The 16,019-nt window shown below is 42.5% G+C and carries 12 protein-coding genes; 5 read left to right on the plus strand and 7 right to left on the minus strand.

Translation table 11 applies throughout. From position 1 onward, the window contains the following. The first annotated feature begins 294 nt into the window (after positions 1 to 294). The 4 genes from ACFFAP_RS25665 (at position 295) to ACFFAP_RS25680 (ending at position 1,908) form a co-directional block, all read left to right on the plus strand. Positions 295 to 696 carry a fasciclin domain-containing protein gene (locus ACFFAP_RS25665; protein ID WP_375513867.1) on the plus strand — a complete coding sequence of 134 codons (402 nt, stop codon included), beginning with the start codon at positions 295 to 297 and terminating at the stop codon, positions 694 to 696. 205 nt (positions 697 to 901) lie between these two features. Further along, on the plus strand, positions 902 to 1,237 hold the full coding sequence (locus ACFFAP_RS25670) for a hypothetical protein (protein WP_375513868.1): 336 nt from the start codon (positions 902 to 904) through the stop codon (positions 1,235 to 1,237). A 51-nt stretch (positions 1,238 to 1,288) separates the two neighbouring features. Beyond that, on the plus strand, positions 1,289 to 1,486 hold the full coding sequence (locus tag ACFFAP_RS25675; protein WP_375513869.1) for a hypothetical protein: 198 nt from the start codon (positions 1,289 to 1,291) through the stop codon (positions 1,484 to 1,486). 95 nt (positions 1,487 to 1,581) lie between these two features. After that, the gene (locus ACFFAP_RS25680; RefSeq protein ID WP_375513870.1) at positions 1,582 to 1,908 is read left to right on the plus strand and encodes a hypothetical protein; all 327 of its coding nucleotides are present in this window, start codon (positions 1,582 to 1,584) and stop codon (positions 1,906 to 1,908) included. Positions 1,909 to 2,295: 387 nt separating this feature from the next. Here ACFFAP_RS25680 and murF read toward each other — a convergent pair whose 3' ends face one another. The 7 genes from murF to ACFFAP_RS25715 all read right to left on the minus strand — a co-directional run bounded on the left by murF (position 2,296) and on the right by ACFFAP_RS25715 (position 13,615). Then, complete coding sequence (gene murF, locus ACFFAP_RS25685) at positions 2,296 to 3,651, minus strand: UDP-N-acetylmuramoyl-tripeptide--D-alanyl-D-alanine ligase (RefSeq protein WP_375513871.1); 1,356 nt, start codon at positions 3,649 to 3,651, stop codon at positions 2,296 to 2,298. Positions 3,652 to 3,862: 211 nt separating this feature from the next. Beyond that, entirely contained in the window at positions 3,863 to 4,309 is a 447-nt protein-coding gene (locus ACFFAP_RS25690; protein ID WP_375513872.1) for a tellurite resistance TerB family protein, read from the minus strand. 177 nt (positions 4,310 to 4,486) lie between these two features. Then, entirely contained in the window at positions 4,487 to 4,624 is a 138-nt protein-coding gene (locus ACFFAP_RS25695; RefSeq protein ID WP_181374005.1) for a hypothetical protein, read from the minus strand. Between the two features lie 472 nt (positions 4,625 to 5,096). Beyond that, entirely contained in the window at positions 5,097 to 6,017 is a 921-nt protein-coding gene (locus ACFFAP_RS25700) for a histone deacetylase family protein (RefSeq protein ID WP_375513873.1), read from the minus strand. Between the two features lie 190 nt (positions 6,018 to 6,207). Continuing rightward, complete coding sequence (locus tag ACFFAP_RS25705) at positions 6,208 to 8,844, minus strand: EAL domain-containing protein (protein WP_375513874.1); 2,637 nt, start codon at positions 8,842 to 8,844, stop codon at positions 6,208 to 6,210. Positions 8,845 to 9,693: 849 nt separating this feature from the next. Beyond that, positions 9,694 to 11,499, minus strand: coding sequence for a ShlB/FhaC/HecB family hemolysin secretion/activation protein (locus ACFFAP_RS25710; protein ID WP_375513875.1), 1,806 nt, complete (start codon positions 11,497 to 11,499; stop codon positions 9,694 to 9,696). A 340-nt stretch (positions 11,500 to 11,839) separates the two neighbouring features. Then, positions 11,840 to 13,615, minus strand: a complete 1,776-nt coding sequence (locus ACFFAP_RS25715; protein ID WP_375513876.1) for an SWIM zinc finger domain-containing protein — start codon at positions 13,613 to 13,615, stop codon at positions 11,840 to 11,842. Positions 13,616 to 14,517: 902 nt separating this feature from the next. Here ACFFAP_RS25715 and lpdA point away from each other — a divergent pair. Beyond that, entirely contained in the window at positions 14,518 to 15,948 is a 1,431-nt protein-coding gene (gene lpdA, locus ACFFAP_RS25720; RefSeq protein ID WP_375513877.1) for a dihydrolipoyl dehydrogenase, read from the plus strand. The last annotated feature ends 71 nt before the right edge of the window (positions 15,949 to 16,019 follow it).

A 16,019-nucleotide genomic window follows, 5' to 3' on the forward strand; every position in this document is an offset into this window, starting at 1 on the left:
CCCTAATTTTCCCCTATTTCCCAACTTCCTATCCCTTCAGTACAAAGGCTTCATGAGTTGGTACGATAAATTTACTACAGTTCCTCACTTCCCAAAATGGCATACATGCGATCAGACATTTGTTCTACACAGGAATTTACTTAGAAACATCATAAGGTGATGTCTCTAGGGAAGGGAAGTATGCGTCTAAGTGTATTTTATTCAACGTCTGATTTTAAATTTATTTTGTTTAATAAAACTTCAAATAGGTTTATTATCCTTTAAAATCTTTTGCAGAGATTCTAGGTAAGATATATGGCTGATATTGTTGATATTGCAGTTACGGCTGAGTCTTTTAAAACACTGGTGGCGGCTGTACAAGCTGCTGGTTTAGTAGAAACATTAAAAAGTCCTGGCCCGTTCACTGTCTTTGCACCAAATGACGATGCTTTTGCCAAGTTAGCACCGGGAACTATCCAAACTCTGTTACAAAATATTCCCCAGCTAACGCGGATTTTAAAGTATCATGTCGTTCCAGGAAAGCTGCTAAAGGCTGATTTAGCACAACTCGGTACGGTTAATTCTGTGGAAGGTTCACCGATTAAAATTGATTCTTCTGATGGTTTTGAAGTTAAAAATGCCACAGTTTTAGCAGCAGATATCGAAGCTGATAATGGTGTAGTACACGTTATCGATACAGTGATTTTACCGGGTTAATTCAGCTAGGGTGGGTATTTTCCACCCTACTTATCCAAAATCTTTATAATTAACTAACTATTGAGAGTATCAAAACGCAACTTAATAGTTTAATTTATGTTATATTTGCAATGTGATTACTCACTCATCTGTTAATGTTGATTTCGTTATTTTAAAATACAATAAATTAAATTCTTAAAACGCTAACACCTATCCCAACAAATTAATGCTCGATTTAAACACCTTAACTGAGTTCTCTCGTGGCAACTGCGTAAGTATTTGTGCATTTCTTGTACCAGCGAACTTGCTTGTCACAATTTTAACGATGAGCCTGGTAGCGTTACGTCGCCCATCGCATCAAGTGTGGCAATCTGCTGGAATTGCTAGCTTTTTCGCTTCTGTAATGATACTGCACGTATATACTTGGTTCATGATTGGCGTGGTGATGGCTCCTACTTATATCTTGATGTGGCTAGCAATCACCTGTTTAGTAACTAATTTGGCAGCAATTCTTTTTCAAAGACGCTACAGTAATAACCCTAGTCTTTCAAACAACGCCTGAAATCTACACATACTCTCTATAGCACTATTTCTTCAACTTGCTAGTGCATAGATGGTTCTTCGGTTGTGGTTAGACATCACTCTTTACAATTCTTTCATCGCACCCAATAGGGCAATTTTGCCCTTTTTGGGTGTGTCTGCCAATAATTACAACCCTGCGATCGCACCTTTTGATCGAGTAAAGCAGTGCGTAGACGCATATAGGCTTGTCATTAGACATCGCCTGCCATATTTTAGATTACTGACGTAGCAGAAATATATTTGATAACTTGCTATGAGTTTCGATTACCTACGCTACAGTATTCATTTATAGTCATAGAAATATTAATAAAGGAACAGAAGTTTATGACATCAAGTACAACTTATACTTATGATGCCAATGGTAATGTGATATCTGAGAATATAGACAAAAACAGTGATGGGACAACAGACTCAGTTATTACATACAGCTATAACCGGACAGTCGAAAGCTTTGACGAGAACTTTGAGAGCATTGTGAGCATCTATACTTATGATGCCAACGGCAACCAGACATCCAGACGTGCATACGTCGATGGCCAGGACATACTTTATTCTTTTGAAACACGTACTTATGATGCCAATGGCAATAAGACATCCGAAAGCTTTGACAACAACGGCGACGGCAAACTTGATACCTTAACCATTGTCTAAGTTTAATTACATGAACTACCCCGCCCATTTATAGCGCTTCTCAAATGGAAAATACAGTTTGATCTCACTTCCATTCCTCTCTCCTTTTAGAAGAGAGGATTTGAATCTTACCCTCCTTCCCTTGCCGACGGTGTACACACAAGTCAAAAAAAGCTCGATGCAACAAAGGTGCAGGTGAATGCAACAAAGGTGCAGGTGAATGCAATAAAGGTGCAGGTGAATGCAATAAAAGTGCAGGTGAATGCAATAAAAGTGCAGGTCAAGAGACTTGTGTGTAGACCGTAGCTTCCCTTGCAGGCAAGGGGCTGGGGGTTAGGTCTGTATTACCCTCAACTGAGAAACGCTATATTTTAGTATATATTCATAAATTTTAGACACTGTAGAATATCATTTAGGAAATTCTGCACGTAACTGATTGACTACCCGATCTAGTCCCACGGAATGGGCGGCTTTGAATAATAAACGATCGCCTGTTTGCACAAATGTCTTCAACCTAGCCACCAAATCAGCATGAGTTGCAAAGCACTCCGATGGAATACCTTCAGCACTAAGGGCGATCGTTTCGGCATCTTGTCCATCTACCAAAACCAACAAGCCGTCTAAATTCAACTTTTTCACTGTTTCTCCGACTCGCTGGTGCAACTGCTGCGATCGCTCTCCCAATTCTTTCATTGCACCCAATACCGCAATCTTCCGTTTTCCAGGTGTGTCTGCCAATAATTGCAAGGCTGCAATCATAGCTTCTGGTGCAGCATTATAAGTTTCATCTAAGATTACCACATCGTTCGGTAAGGTAAATCGCTGCGATCGCCCTGCGGGCATATCCACCATTACACCTGCTTTGAGGCTTGCCCAATCGATCCCCAACACCTTTGCCACCGCTAAAGCTGCCAAGAAATTAGTCGCATTGTGACGACCAGGTAAAGGTAGAGGTAGTTGGATTCCTGCAACTTCCACCTGGTCGTTATCAATTAATTGCCCTTGGATATCGCCACCAGAAAAGCCGTAAGTTAAAACTTCTCCGTGCCAAAATTTTGCTGCTGTGGCCATTAATAAAGGATTGTCGTGGTTGAGAATTGCCACACTATCAGCAGACATTTCGGCTAATAACTCACATTTTGCCTGTGCGATCGCTTCTTCCGAACCCAGTAATTCAATATGTGCCGTCCCCACATTGGTAATCACTCCAATTGTTGGACGCGCTACTTGTGTGAGTTCGGCAATTTGTCCCTTACCGCGCATTGCCATTTCAATCACGGCGTAGTCATGTTCTTTGCCAAGTTCTAGGAGAGTTTTCGGGACACCGATTTCGTTGTTGTAATTTCCATAAGTTTTGTGAACTCGTCCCTTTGTCCCTAAAACTGCTGCAATTAATTCTTTAGTTGTAGTTTTCCCTACGGAACCTGTGACACCAATTACAGGAATGTCAAAGCGATCGCGCCACCATCTGCCAATTTTCTGATATGCTTTGAGGGTGTCTTTTACTTGTAATACAGGAAGTCCCGGATTTTCGTATTCAAAATCCACAATTGCAGCTATTGCACCCTTTGCGATCGCAGTTTGTACAAATTCATGTCCATCAAACTTATCGCCTCGTAAACCTAGAAATACTTCACCCGGCTTCAGGGTACGGCTATCTGTTTGTATACCGCAACTTACTTGTGTTAAAGCAGTTTCAGATAAGTTTACAGAACTGGCCAAAAGAACTTCAACCAGTTGGGTTAGGGTGGCAGAACAATGCATAAGTAATTTACAATTTTTTTGTTCAAAATTATAAAATCGAATTATGACATAATACTGCATTGAACAACAAGATTTGCGACTTTTTGAAAAAGGCGCGAATCTAAGCCTAGTCACAATAAGACCAAAAATAATGCCAAAGAAGATTAACTCCTTTGGCACGCTTTATTTATAAGCTATTTATATAGTTTAATTAACCATATGTTCTATCGCCCTATCCCCGGTTTTTAATTAAGATTACTTGCATAATTTGTATTGCTATCTCACTAGAAATACCTAAAGCTTGATATAAATCATTTAAGAAGTTTTTTTCTTCTTCAGCTACAATACCTTCAGCTAAGACTAAATCAGTAGCTACTGCAAAGGCCGCTTCCCGCAAGTCTTGAGATAGAGAATCTTTGGCTGCATTAAATAAAGTATTAAAGCCATCCCCTTGGAGAATGCCCAAGATTTTCTCAAACAGCTTGTTGATCATCTCATGGGGATAACTTTTAAAAAGTTTCATCCGAGACAGCACAAAAGTGATAGAATTTGCTTGCTCAACAGAAAGATAACCGTCTGAGGCTGTTGCTGCCAAAACAATGACAGCAAAAGCTTCTGCTGGATTGAGTGCTGCTTGGGTTTGGCTTTCTGTGCCCAACACAGCGTCGAATAGACCCATTGTAGTAACTCCTTGGTTAGAGCCTCAATAGCGCTACAGTTACCTGTGTGTTTGGTGGATTTCCAGGTAAGGCTGCAACGCCGTGAGACTTTCATGCTTTAGTGTTCCCAGGATTTCTTCATAGCGAACACTTGCACCCAATGGTTTTTGGCAAGAACTACACTACCATTTGTAAACTTAGCGTTCTCCTGCCTTTTCTATTGTTTCAATTACTGCCAAACCTATACCAGAAGCTGCTAGTAACAGTACTACTGATATTAAATAGGCATTGGTCAGCATCCGTAAGGCTTCATCAAAAAAAATGTAGGTGGTCATTGCTTCACCTTTTGAAATTTGTGCTGCTAGTACTTTTTATTTCTCCACACACCGATAGGTGAATTTCGCCGAGAAACTGCTAGCAATTGCATCTTAACAAAACTTTAGCTCTTTCAGAACACTGTTCCAACTTTTTATTTCTGAAGATTTGATGAATTTTAGAAAGCCTTGGTAAAAGAAATTACTTAGCTTGAGTTTAGATCAAAAGTTGTGTCATCCTAATTTTACGTAAAAATAGTTGTTAAATTAGTCAACTAACTCACGAATAATCATGACAATAAGTATACATAAATTGCCTATTTTTGCAGACTATGTTCTGAAATCCAAAGGAAACATAGAAGAAGATTCCCGGTTTATTAGAGAAGTCGGGAATCTGAGCCACAAATCAATAAAATTATTATGATCTCAGTGCATATACGAAAATAACTCAATTACAAATTCCAAGGTTTTACCTAAAAAAAAAAGAAAGTACCTAAAGTAAACAATGTTCAATTGTTGCTACGACTGATTGAGAAAGAGAGTCAAAATCGTAACCACCTTCTAAGCCAAACAGAATTTTACGAGTTATCCCTAGACAATAATCAGTAAATAAAGCGTAGTCTTCTGGCTGCAAATTGATACTTGCCAAAGGATCTGCGGCATTGCCATCATAACCAGCACTCACAATCAGCAAATCCGCCTGAAAGTTAGCTAAAAAGGGTACGACCTGTTTTTCAAATAGTGGCTGATATAGTGCAATATCACTACCAGGGGGTACAGGTAAATTTAATACATTATTATGAAAGCCGCGTTCTGTCGATCTTCCAGTACCGGGATAGCAGGGATACTGATGTAGGGAACAGTAGGCGATGCGTGCTTGAGTTTCGACGATCGCCTGAGTACCATTCCCGTGATGCACATCCCAATCGAGGATGGCGACGCGGTTAATTCCGGGTTGTTCGAGGGCAAATAAAGCTGCGATCGCAGCATTAGAAAATAGGCAAAAGCCCATCCCCGCATCACTTTCTGCATGATGTCCTGGGGGACGCGCTAGTACAAAAGCTGGATTAGCCGACTTTAATACAGCCTCAACACCATCCAACCATGCACTGACTGCCAACAATGCCACATCATAACTACGCGGGGAAACTGGCGTATCTCCATCCAAAGGGCCACCGCCACTAGAAGCGATTTGCCAAAGTTTTTTGATGTAGGCTGGGCTATGGGCTTTAACTAACACAGGCATCAGCGATGGCTGTTCTGATGTTGGTGTAGGCGATCGCCAGTCAATTTTATCTGCGAATGTAGCTGCTTTTAGGGCAGTGGCGATCGCACTTAAACGTTCTGGTCTTTCAGGATGGTATTTTCCAGTCTTGTGATCTAAAAATTTGTCGGAATAGATGACTGGCAGCATAGGACGAAAAAGCTTGGCAGCAAGACAATGAATGCTATTGTATCGTCACTTGTACAAACAGTTTTTCTTTAGTACTAATACTGTTTCAAGCTAACTTTGCGGGATTTATGGTCAGAAAATCAAGTTCTTTTCTTCCACTGCCTCCCCTGCTTTCCCTGCTTTTATCCAGAATTTTTGGGTTGGTCAAGTACTAGAGCTTTGGTCGTTTACTTTCGAGGATTTCTGTTGCAATCTTTGCAGAAAGTGGGCGGTAGAATAGAAAGCCTTGTACATCCTCACAGTTGATAGATTTCAAGAACTCCAGTTCCTCTTCTTTTTCTACCCCTTCGGCTGTCAACTTCAATCCCAAGCTTTGCCCCAAGGTAACTATGGCCTTGATAATATGAGCTACTTTGACATCCTGCGTCAAATCTTGAATAAAAGACTTATCTATTTTCAGATTGTGGAGTGGCAAAAGCTGTAGGCGCGAGAGCGAGGAATGACCCGTACCAAAGTCATCAATGGAGATGTGAACACCCATCTGCTGTAGATTTTGTAACACGGTTCTGGTAAAGTCTAAATCCTCAATGGCTGTAGTTTCGGTAATTTCTAATTCTAAAAAGTGCGGCTCCAGCCCTGTTTGTTCTAAAACTGTAGCTATAGTTTCCACCAATTTGGGTTGGTGGAACTGTTTAAGAGAAAGATTGACAGCGATCGTTATGGGTGGCAATCCGGCATCTTGCCAGGCTTTATTTTGGCTACAGGCAGTCCGCAGCGCCCATTCGCCGATGGAGATAATTAATCCACTTTCTTCGGCGAGGGGAATGAAAACACTGGGTGCGACCAATCCCATCTCTGGGTGCTGCCAACGCAATAGAGCCTCCATACCACTAATTTCTCCTGTGGCAATGTTCACACGAGGCTGATAGTATACCGTAAATTCATTACGTTCTAGGGCATAGCGTAAGCTCTTTTCTAAAGTCAGAAGTTCAGGATTTTTAGCACTTAGGGAAACACTGTAGAATTGGTAATTATTCCGCCCTTTGTCCTTGGCATAGTATAAAGCGGCATCTGCGTGCTGGATTAGTGTTTCCGCGTCAGGACTGTTGCTATCAAACAAGGCAATACCAAGGCTGGCAGTCACATAAAGTTCATGCCCTTGGAGATGGAAAGCATCCTTCAATGCTTGTAAGATTCTATACGCCACCAGTGTTACCTCTTGAATATCATTGACTCGCGGGAGTAAGAGAGTGAACTCATCACCTCCCCAACGGGCTATAGTGTCTCCGCCTCTGAGTGAGTCTTTTAATCTTTGAGCGACACTTTTTAACAATTGGTCTCCCAAAGTGTGCCCTAGAGTGTCATTAATCACCTTGAAGCGATCCAGGTCGAGGAAGATCACAGCTAAACTTTCACCATTCCGAGTGGCGTTGGGGAGAGTTTTACTAAGCAGTTCATTAAATAGTAGGCGATTGGGCAACCCTGTCAGCATGTCATGTAGGGCTTGATAGCGAATCTTTTCTTCTACTTGCTGACGCTGCCGGGCACCAATGATACTAGCAGCCATCGTCAAAAGGGTAGATTCTTCGTGCTTTGACCAATGACGCTCAAATGTGCAGTCTGCCAAGCCAAGGTAACCCCAGAACTCTTTTTCCAAACGCAGAGGTACCAGGAGAAGGGATTGAATGCCATCTCGAATCAGGAATTCTTGTTCGGCGGCAGGAAATTGTTGGGTGAGTCCGCTAATCGACTTGCCGCTAGAGAGAACAGTGTACCAACGAGCTAACCCAGAACCTTGATAAGGCTGATTTTGCCAAGATTTGTAAGTAGATTCAATAGAAGAATGTGTCCATTCAAACCGCAGGCTGACTACTATTTCTCCTGTAGCAGGATGGGAATGGTTGTGAAAGAGATAGGCGCGATCGGCTTTGGCAGCTTCACCCAATACAGCTAGAGCTAGCTCAATACCAGTTTCGTAATTCATTTCTCCCAGCAAATAATTGGCAGCTTCTGCAACTGCCTGTAGCAAGCGATCGCGCTGACGTAGTTCGGCTGTGGCTTGTTTTTGCTCTGTAATATCCCTAATAATAAAACTTCTAATTAAATCACTTTCAGGAAGGTAGAGAACTGATTGTTCAAAAACTTCTGTACCTACTTCCACCTCCCGCACAAAAGAATTTTTTTCTAGATTCTTAACTGTACTCAAGAGTCCTGTTAAAAGCGGGTGTTTTTTTCCAACTTCCCTAAGTTTGGGAAACTTGAGAGCTGCGGCTGGATTAAGATAAGTGACTCTTCCTTCCAAATCCATCTCAATGATTGGATTGGGGATGAGTTCAGGGAAGGATGCTAGGCGAGCTAGGGCAGACTCACTAGCTAGTTCAAAGCTGGGATCGATAGCTAAGGTTTGAAAAGGATTGGCAGGACTGCCTTGCCCTGATAGAAAACCAGATAAGTCTTCAACATCAAAAGATTCAGAAAATGCTTTTTCTGAAATGTTGGAAACAGCATAATATTTAGCTTGAGCTTGATTACTGCCAAAAGCAATGACATCTCCATTTCTGAGATTATGAGAAAAGCATTTAGTACCATTGACAAATAAGCCATTAGTACTCCCTTTTCCCTTATAGTTACCATCAATAATCTGAAAGCCATATTGATCAGTCTCTGGAACAGTTACTCGCAATAAAATTGCATGTTGCATTGATACTGACCGCGAAGATAAGATAATAGTGTTTGCGGGATGCCGCCCCAGAGAATAAGTAGTCTCTTGCAAGGGGACAGTTCGTCGGCCTTGCAGGTCTTGGATGACCAACAGATGGCGTATTTTTTCCCGCTCGTTTCCTAGCATGGCTGTTCCTCAAATTCTCATATTTTTATGTCTTAGTCTGAAAAACTCTACTCCCACAAGTTGCAATACCTTTAGGTTAAGGCTTTATCCTCGCTAACCCTCCTTAAAAAGCAGGGAATTAAGTCTCCCTTTTTAATGGGAGCAGGCGCGGTGAAGCAGTGTGGTTTTGAGGGTTTCCCCCATGAACAACTGGTCAACCCAAAGGGTATTTTTGATTTCCACAAAGGAGCAGCTGGCGTGGGTAGGGGGGATCTTCTGGGGCAAAATATCACTAACACCAAGGTATTGCCATAACTTCAGACTTTCAGGCTGCACTTATGGGAAAATTTGCTCAATCAAAGTTGTCACCGTCTGTGATTCCAAAATTGGTATGAGGGTGCAAACCAGCCCTTCTTTTCATAATTGACCTTTTGGAATGAGATGGCTAATTGTTCAATCAGTTTTGTGGTAGAAGTTCTAGCTGTTTTCTCTACTCATACATAAGTTATAAACTTTCCCTCTTTGTCCATATTATTTAACCTTGTCTTTCTTAGGATACCCAGAATAAAATCAAACACTGAATAGAAGACATGGTATATTTGCGGATTTTCATTCTGAGTGGAGGGGAAACTCTGAATTAAATAAATAACGGTCTGATTTTTATTTTTTAATCAGTCAAATAGTTCTGTTTTACGAAATGAATTTTGCGAAATAGATTAGAACAAGGCAGAAATTAAGTTAATTGGGTGCATTCCACTAGGGAAAAAATATCTGAGCATTTTAAATCGCACGCCAGTTGCTTTAATGGAGCAAGAACCCCGGTTGGCGTAGCCTATCGTAGAGAAGGGAAGGAGAATGAACCCCTAAATTTCAAAAAGGATTATAGAATAAACTAAAATATAGTCCGTTTTCTTGTAATGTTCTATCATTCGAGTTAACAGATACTAAAGGAATGCCCCAGTCAAGACGAACGGTGAAGCGATCGCCTTGTGACCAACGCAACCCCAGACCAACAGCAGCTAGAGTATTAGGGTCGGGGTTCTGACTACCAGAACTATTCCAGCCAACACCAAAATCTACAAACGGCACAACCTGTAACGTGCTATATATCTGGGGTAAGCGCAGAATCGGTACTTGAACTTCCGCAGAAACAAAAGTGCCATTATCCGTTAGCAGGTAATCTTGACGGTAACCCCGAACGCTATCCTGCCCGCCTAAGCCAATTTGCTCTATAGGTAAGAGTGTTCTGGATGCTAATTGCGTATTTAAACGAAGTAAAAGTAAAGTTTCAGGAGCTAAAAGGCGTGCCCACTGCGCTTGCCCTTGCCAAGCAAAAAAACGGCTATCGGGAGGATTTTGATTAACCGTGGCATTCAACACATCTATACCCAAACTGAATTGAGAGCGTAGGGCGATGACTTCACGGCTATTACGATTCGTCCATTCTTGAAAAAATCGCAAGGCAGATACCCTGGTGCGTCCTTGTTCATCAGCACCAGGTGAAATTAGAGAGGGAGGAAACCCTCCTTCGCTCTCTCTCTGTAGTTTCCACGAGATATCACTTTCGCGTCGGGAAGCTGTTAACCCAAGAGCGAATTCTTGTGTGGGAGTTTGAACTATAGGCTGACGGAATGTCAATTCGTAGTAGCGAGATGCCGATTCGATCTCTAAAGATTTGAAAGCAGGTTCAATGACATTACTCGACGTAGTGCCATAGTTGAAGGAAAGCGTTCCGTTGCGGGGATTGAGAGGCAATGTGTAACTAGCGTCAAAGGAGTTGCTACCATCAGTGTTGGTATATCCTAAACTCAGACTATCTCCAAATCCAAGTAAGTTGGCTTCATTCAATCGTAATCCGCGTCGAAAACTGCCAACACTAGGCGATCGCCCATTATCAAGAATTATTGGGCTACTAAAGGTTTTTGCCTCGCTGATCTTGACTTCTAAGAGACTCGTACCAGTCTGCGATCCTGCGGAGAGTTCAGCAGAGACGTTTTGAATCAAAGGATTAAGTTGCAAAAGTTGCAGTGCCTCTAGTAGACGCTGCCGATTCAAAGGCGCTGATGTAGCTATTGCTAGTCTGCTGCGGACATAATTCGGATTCAACCGCCGAGTGCCAGTTACCTGGATATCTTCTAATTTACCTTCGACCACCTGAATTTTTACAACACCGGATTGGATTGTTTGGGGCGGGATATAAGCACCAGAAGTAATGTAACCATTTTGGACGTATAAATCAGTAATTTTAGAACGTGCTTGATACACTTGGGTCAGTGAGATCGGTCGTTTGGTAAATTCAGCAGTGGCTTGGGCTAACTCTTCGGGACTAAAGACTGTGCTACCAACAACTTCAAACCGTTCAACAACAATAGTTTGAGGAAAGTTGCCAGGGAGTGGTTCATCAGGTGTGGGATTTGGGGCAGAGGGTGGAAATAGTTCTGCTGGCGGGGGGAGTGGTTGTGGTAGTTCAGGTGGGGGAACTGGCGAAGGTAAGGGTGGTTGAACATCCTGTGGTGGTGGGAGTTGTTGTTGTGACAGGATGAAATTACTAGTTGGTAATTGTGTAGTATCAACAGCCTGAGCTTTCAGTGGACTACAAGTTATGCTACTAAGTAATAGAAGCATACTCAGTGGTAAGCAGGACACTATGAGATTTTGAGGATATTTGTTAATCATTGCACCGGACTATTTTTTGTTAGAAACTATGGGATTATTCGGGGACTGTTTCAGATGTGAATCTTACTTCATCTTTTGTCACTAAAGTTGATATTTTGGGCAAATCTCAATTTAAAAGCTAAATCCACTGGTTATTGCAGACTTAAAAGCATTGATAGTATTCGAGCTGCATAAGCAAGCAGATATGTTGGAATTATCTGTTTGTTATGGTTTAGGGTTACTTCACAATACGTTCGGTTAAGGTTATTGGTGGGGTATTATGGTGTGTAGAGACTAGCTATTTTCATCGTCTCTACAAGCGTTATTGATAGACAAATTATCTTATCCCAACCGTATTGGGTTACTTCATATCTCTTTGCTGAAACATTCCCATCAATTTACGTTTACGAGCGTGGGTTTGCATTAAGTTTTGGCGATAGCTTAACCAGTCAGCTTTATTTCCAGATTCCAAGTAGGCGTTACGTGCCTTTTTTAACCATTCAACTGCGTAGTAGTAGTATTCGGCTTTACCTGCATCCATAATCTTTTCGGCACGGCGACGAGCATTAGCAATCACCCAATTAGGATTGTGAGGGATAGCAGCATCCATGACTCGGTGAATCAATTCTGAATTATAAGAACTGAGTTCATTAGCGATCGCAATTGCATCATCAATTAGCCCCTCATGTAAGAATATATCAACCTTGGCTGATTCCGTTCTCCCACCACTATCAGTACGGATAATTCTCAGCAGTTCTGTTTTGACACTTTCCCAGTTTTCCCCAGCCAATTCTGCCATCTTTTGGTAGTCAACAAAGGAGGGTTTCACTTGAAAAGCCGCCTTGATTGCTAATAAAGCAGCTTCACTATTATCCAACTCAATAGCCAAATCACTTGTCCAAATCCCCAATTCGTACTGACAATTACCCGGTAAATTTAATCCACTCTGGGCTATATCTAGTGCTTGCTGTAATGCCCCTTGAGAGCTTAGTGTTTTCGCTAGGGCAAAAGCCTCTTCCATTGAGTTCATCTGGGTTTGAGCAGCATCAATTGCTTCTTCTACCCTGCCTAAACGCCCTAGCATTGTCAGATACTGCTGGGTTTGTCCTTCCGCTTCTGCTAAATATAAGTATTCTTGGTAACGTTCCTGGCGTTCGAGGATTTTTAGCCGAATTAGTGCCAAATCATCCGCGTAGTCTGGCACGTCTTCTTCCCAAGCTCCCCTTTCGGTAATATTACCTTGGAGAACTTGCACCAGTGGTGAATAATCCCAACCTTGGCGTAAAGCCTCCATAATCATGCCAAAATCAACATTCCACTCATCTTGCCAAGCTTCTAAATTTATTTGAATATCAACTTTTTCTTCTGGGGTGAGTTCAGCACTGAGAATTGCTTCACACCAGGCATTATTTAATTCCCCGACAAGTTCATCATTTTCGGCACCGTATTCTGCAACATCATCCCAATTTTCCACACAGGTAGAGGTAATCGCTTCTAAAATAGCGATCGCATTCTCACCCTCTCCCCGTTCGCTAAAATCTACCGCAGTTTGCACTACACTCAGCAATTCTTCACCAATTGGGTCTTCTTCGCACCCTTCCTCAAAGTAGCGCACGGTATCCTTGAGAATCTGCCGCACTTGCCGCCGAAAGGGAGCCGAATCAATAGTAATGTGGAGCAAGGTTTTTGTGGTTGTTTGCTTGTCAGTAGGATTCGTCATCCAACTTACATGGCGGTCAATCGCCTCAATTAGTGGTGGGTGTTCTGTTACCAACTCTTGCAGCAGTCTTTGAGTTTGGATATAATCCAGGCGATTAAGTAGTTGTTCTAGGGTGGGGCGCTGCTCAATGTTTTCTGGGTTACGCGCGCAAACAAGCATCGTCGCTACAATGTGTTTGCACCACCCGTCAAAGTTGTAGGCACAGGTGCAGTTTACTGAGGTTAACTCACTGCTATCGAAACTCAGGTTGACATGATAAGGTTTAGCTTCACTGCCTACAACATCTGCCTGAAGCAGATCGCCACGTTGGGTAACTGTATTGACAGCACCAGCCTCATAGTATGCCTCGCCCCGTTGGAAAGATTTGGCGTTGGCATGACGGCGGATAGTAAATTCACTAATTTGGGGAATAGACATCGAGCGATCGCCTGCTTAAATCTTCTGGATGAATCCTAAATCCAGCTTAGTGTTAGGCTAACGCGCTGTAAAGAAATTCAAAGTTATGAGCATGGGGCAAAACAGTTCCTCTTTTCCGAGTTCTGAGTAAAGAAGTAAGATTCCCTACTGGGCAAAGGCTAAACCATAGGTATCCGCTAACAGCACTGATTACTCAGCACTCTTGAGGGGCATTGGGTAGGGGAGAATTAGAACTCGGAATTTTCCGAATTATATCCGAATTCAAAACGAATAAGTGAAGTTTAGGGTTGAACTGAAATTTTACACCAGTGCCAACAACCGCCTCAGAATGAATTCTGAGGCTAATAGCTAAAGTCTATCTATTGAAGACTGAGCAAAGCTTTGAGTCCACTTAAGTGGTAACCCAGAAATAAATCTGTGAGCGGGCAATGGTGCTAATGGAGAATGGTGCAAGATATCAGTTGAATTAATAATATGAAATTAAAGCTACATATCACCTTGACAGGGGTACCCTCAATCCTTTTGTAGTAAGTAGGTAGGCGTAATTAAAGATAAGATAAAACCTCACCCTCAATGCCTCTTTGAACTCAGAAAGAGGGAAGCCGGAGGCAGGGTGAGGTTGTATATTTAATTTGATCCACTTACTTATCAAAAAAATAAGTATATAGATTTGACTATAATTACTGGAAACATCCATATTTTCGTCAGAAGCGAGTGAATCATAATTTGAAGCAACACCCGAACCTGAAATTAGTAACCAGTCAACAGTGAACAGTTCTGATGGTGTATTGTGAAGGATTTGGAGTCAAACGATAAAACTGATAACTGATAACTGTTAAATGGGTTGCGCTGATTGTCGGTCAAGTTGAGAATAAATAGGCGAAGCACACAGGGAAACTAACGTGAGTCAAGGATTTGATTACGATTTAGTAATTATCGGCGCTGGTGTAGGCGGACATGGCGCAGCCTTACACGCCGTAAGTTGCGGTCTGAAAACAGCGATTATTGAAGCTGCTGATATGGGAGGAACCTGTGTTAATCGGGGCTGTATTCCTTCTAAAGCGCTACTAGCAGCATCTGGACGTGTGCGGGAATTACGTAATGCCCACCACCTCAAGTCACTGGGAATTCAAATTGGTAGCGTGGAATTCGATCGCCAAGCGATCGCTAATCATGCTAATAATCTCGTTTCGAAAATTCAAGGCGATTTAACCAACAGCCTCAAACGTCTAAAAGTCGATATTATCAGAGGTTGGGGAAAAATCGCTGGGGCACAAAAAGTCTCTTTTACCGGAGACGGCGGTGAAAAAACCATCACAGCCAAAGACATCATCCTTTCCCCTGGTTCAATTCCTTTTGTGCCTCCAGGAATTGAAGTAGACGGCAAAACTGTCTTTACCAGCGATCAAGGCGTTAAGTTGGAGTCGCTACCAGACTGGATGGCGATTATTGGCAGTGGTTACATCGGCTTAGAATTTTCTGATATTTACTCAGCTTTGGGTTGTGAAATCACCTTGATTGAAGCCCTAGATCAGTTAATGCCAGGATTTGACCGAGACATTGCCAAACTTGCCGAACGGGTACTGATTACTCCCCGCGATATTGAAACGAAAGTGGGGATATACGCTAAAAAAGTCATCCCCGGTTCACCTGTGGTGATTGAATTAGCAGATTTCAAAACCAAAGAAGATGTAGATGTCATCGAAGTAGATGCTTGCTTGGTGGCTACAGGACGCATCCCGGCGACCAAAAATCTTGGTTTGGAGTCTATAGGCGTAGAACTGGATCGGCGGAATTTTATCCCAGTTGACGATCGCATGGCAGTGCTATCAGCTGGTGAAGTAGTACCGCATTTGTGGGCAATTGGTGACGCTAATGGGAAGATGATGTTGGCACATGCGGCTTCTGCTCAAGGCATCATCGCCGTAGAAAATATAGTTGGGAGGGAAAGAATAGTAGACTATCGCAGCATCCCGGCGGCGGCGTTTACTCACCCAGAAGTTAGCTATGTGGGCTTAACAGAAACCGCAGCAAAGGAGTTAGGACAAACCGAAGGGTTTGAAATCGCCACAAGTCGAAGTTACTACAAAGGAAATTCCAAAGCGTTGGCAGAAAATGAAGCCGATGGTATTGCCAAGGTGATATATCGCAAAGACACCGGAGAAGTCTTGGGCGTTCACATTTTCGGACTGCACGCCTCAGACTTAATCCATGAAGCGTCAGCTGCGATCGCACACCGTCAATCTGTCCAAAGTCTCGCACATTTAGTTCACGCCCACCCGACACTTTCGGAAGTGCTGGACGAAGCTTATAAACGAGCGATCGCAAGTTAGGGATTAGGGATTGGGTACTGGGTACTAGGGATTGGGAAAAAAATTCATCCCCATTCCCCATTCCCCATTCC

It is taken from the genome of uncultured Nostoc sp. (assembly GCF_964245575.1).
GTDB lineage: Bacteria > Cyanobacteriota > Cyanobacteriia > Cyanobacteriales > Nostocaceae > Nostoc.

Excerpts from the sequence above, each read along its gene's own strand:
- ACFFAP_RS25665 (WP_375513867.1), top strand. The coding sequence starts at position 295 with ATGGCTGATATTGTTGATATTGCAGTTACGGCTGAGTCTTTTAAAACA.
- ACFFAP_RS25670 (WP_375513868.1), top strand. The coding sequence starts at position 902 with ATGCTCGATTTAAACACCTTAACTGAGTTCTCTCGTGGCAACTGCGTA.
- ACFFAP_RS25675 (WP_375513869.1), top strand. The coding sequence starts at position 1,289 with ATGGTTCTTCGGTTGTGGTTAGACATCACTCTTTACAATTCTTTCATC.
- ACFFAP_RS25680 (WP_375513870.1), top strand. The coding sequence starts at position 1,582 with ATGACATCAAGTACAACTTATACTTATGATGCCAATGGTAATGTGATA.
- murF (WP_375513871.1), bottom strand. The coding sequence starts at position 3,651 with ATGCATTGTTCTGCCACCCTAACCCAACTGGTTGAAGTTCTTTTGGCC.
- ACFFAP_RS25690 (WP_375513872.1), bottom strand. The coding sequence starts at position 4,309 with ATGGGTCTATTCGACGCTGTGTTGGGCACAGAAAGCCAAACCCAAGCA.
- ACFFAP_RS25695 (WP_181374005.1), bottom strand. The coding sequence starts at position 4,624 with ATGACCACCTACATTTTTTTTGATGAAGCCTTACGGATGCTGACCAAT.
- ACFFAP_RS25700 (WP_375513873.1), bottom strand. The coding sequence starts at position 6,017 with ATGCTGCCAGTCATCTATTCCGACAAATTTTTAGATCACAAGACTGGA.
- ACFFAP_RS25705 (WP_375513874.1), bottom strand. The coding sequence starts at position 8,844 with ATGCTAGGAAACGAGCGGGAAAAAATACGCCATCTGTTGGTCATCCAA.
- ACFFAP_RS25710 (WP_375513875.1), bottom strand. The coding sequence starts at position 11,499 with ATGATTAACAAATATCCTCAAAATCTCATAGTGTCCTGCTTACCACTG.
- ACFFAP_RS25715 (WP_375513876.1), bottom strand. The coding sequence starts at position 13,615 with ATGTCTATTCCCCAAATTAGTGAATTTACTATCCGCCGTCATGCCAAC.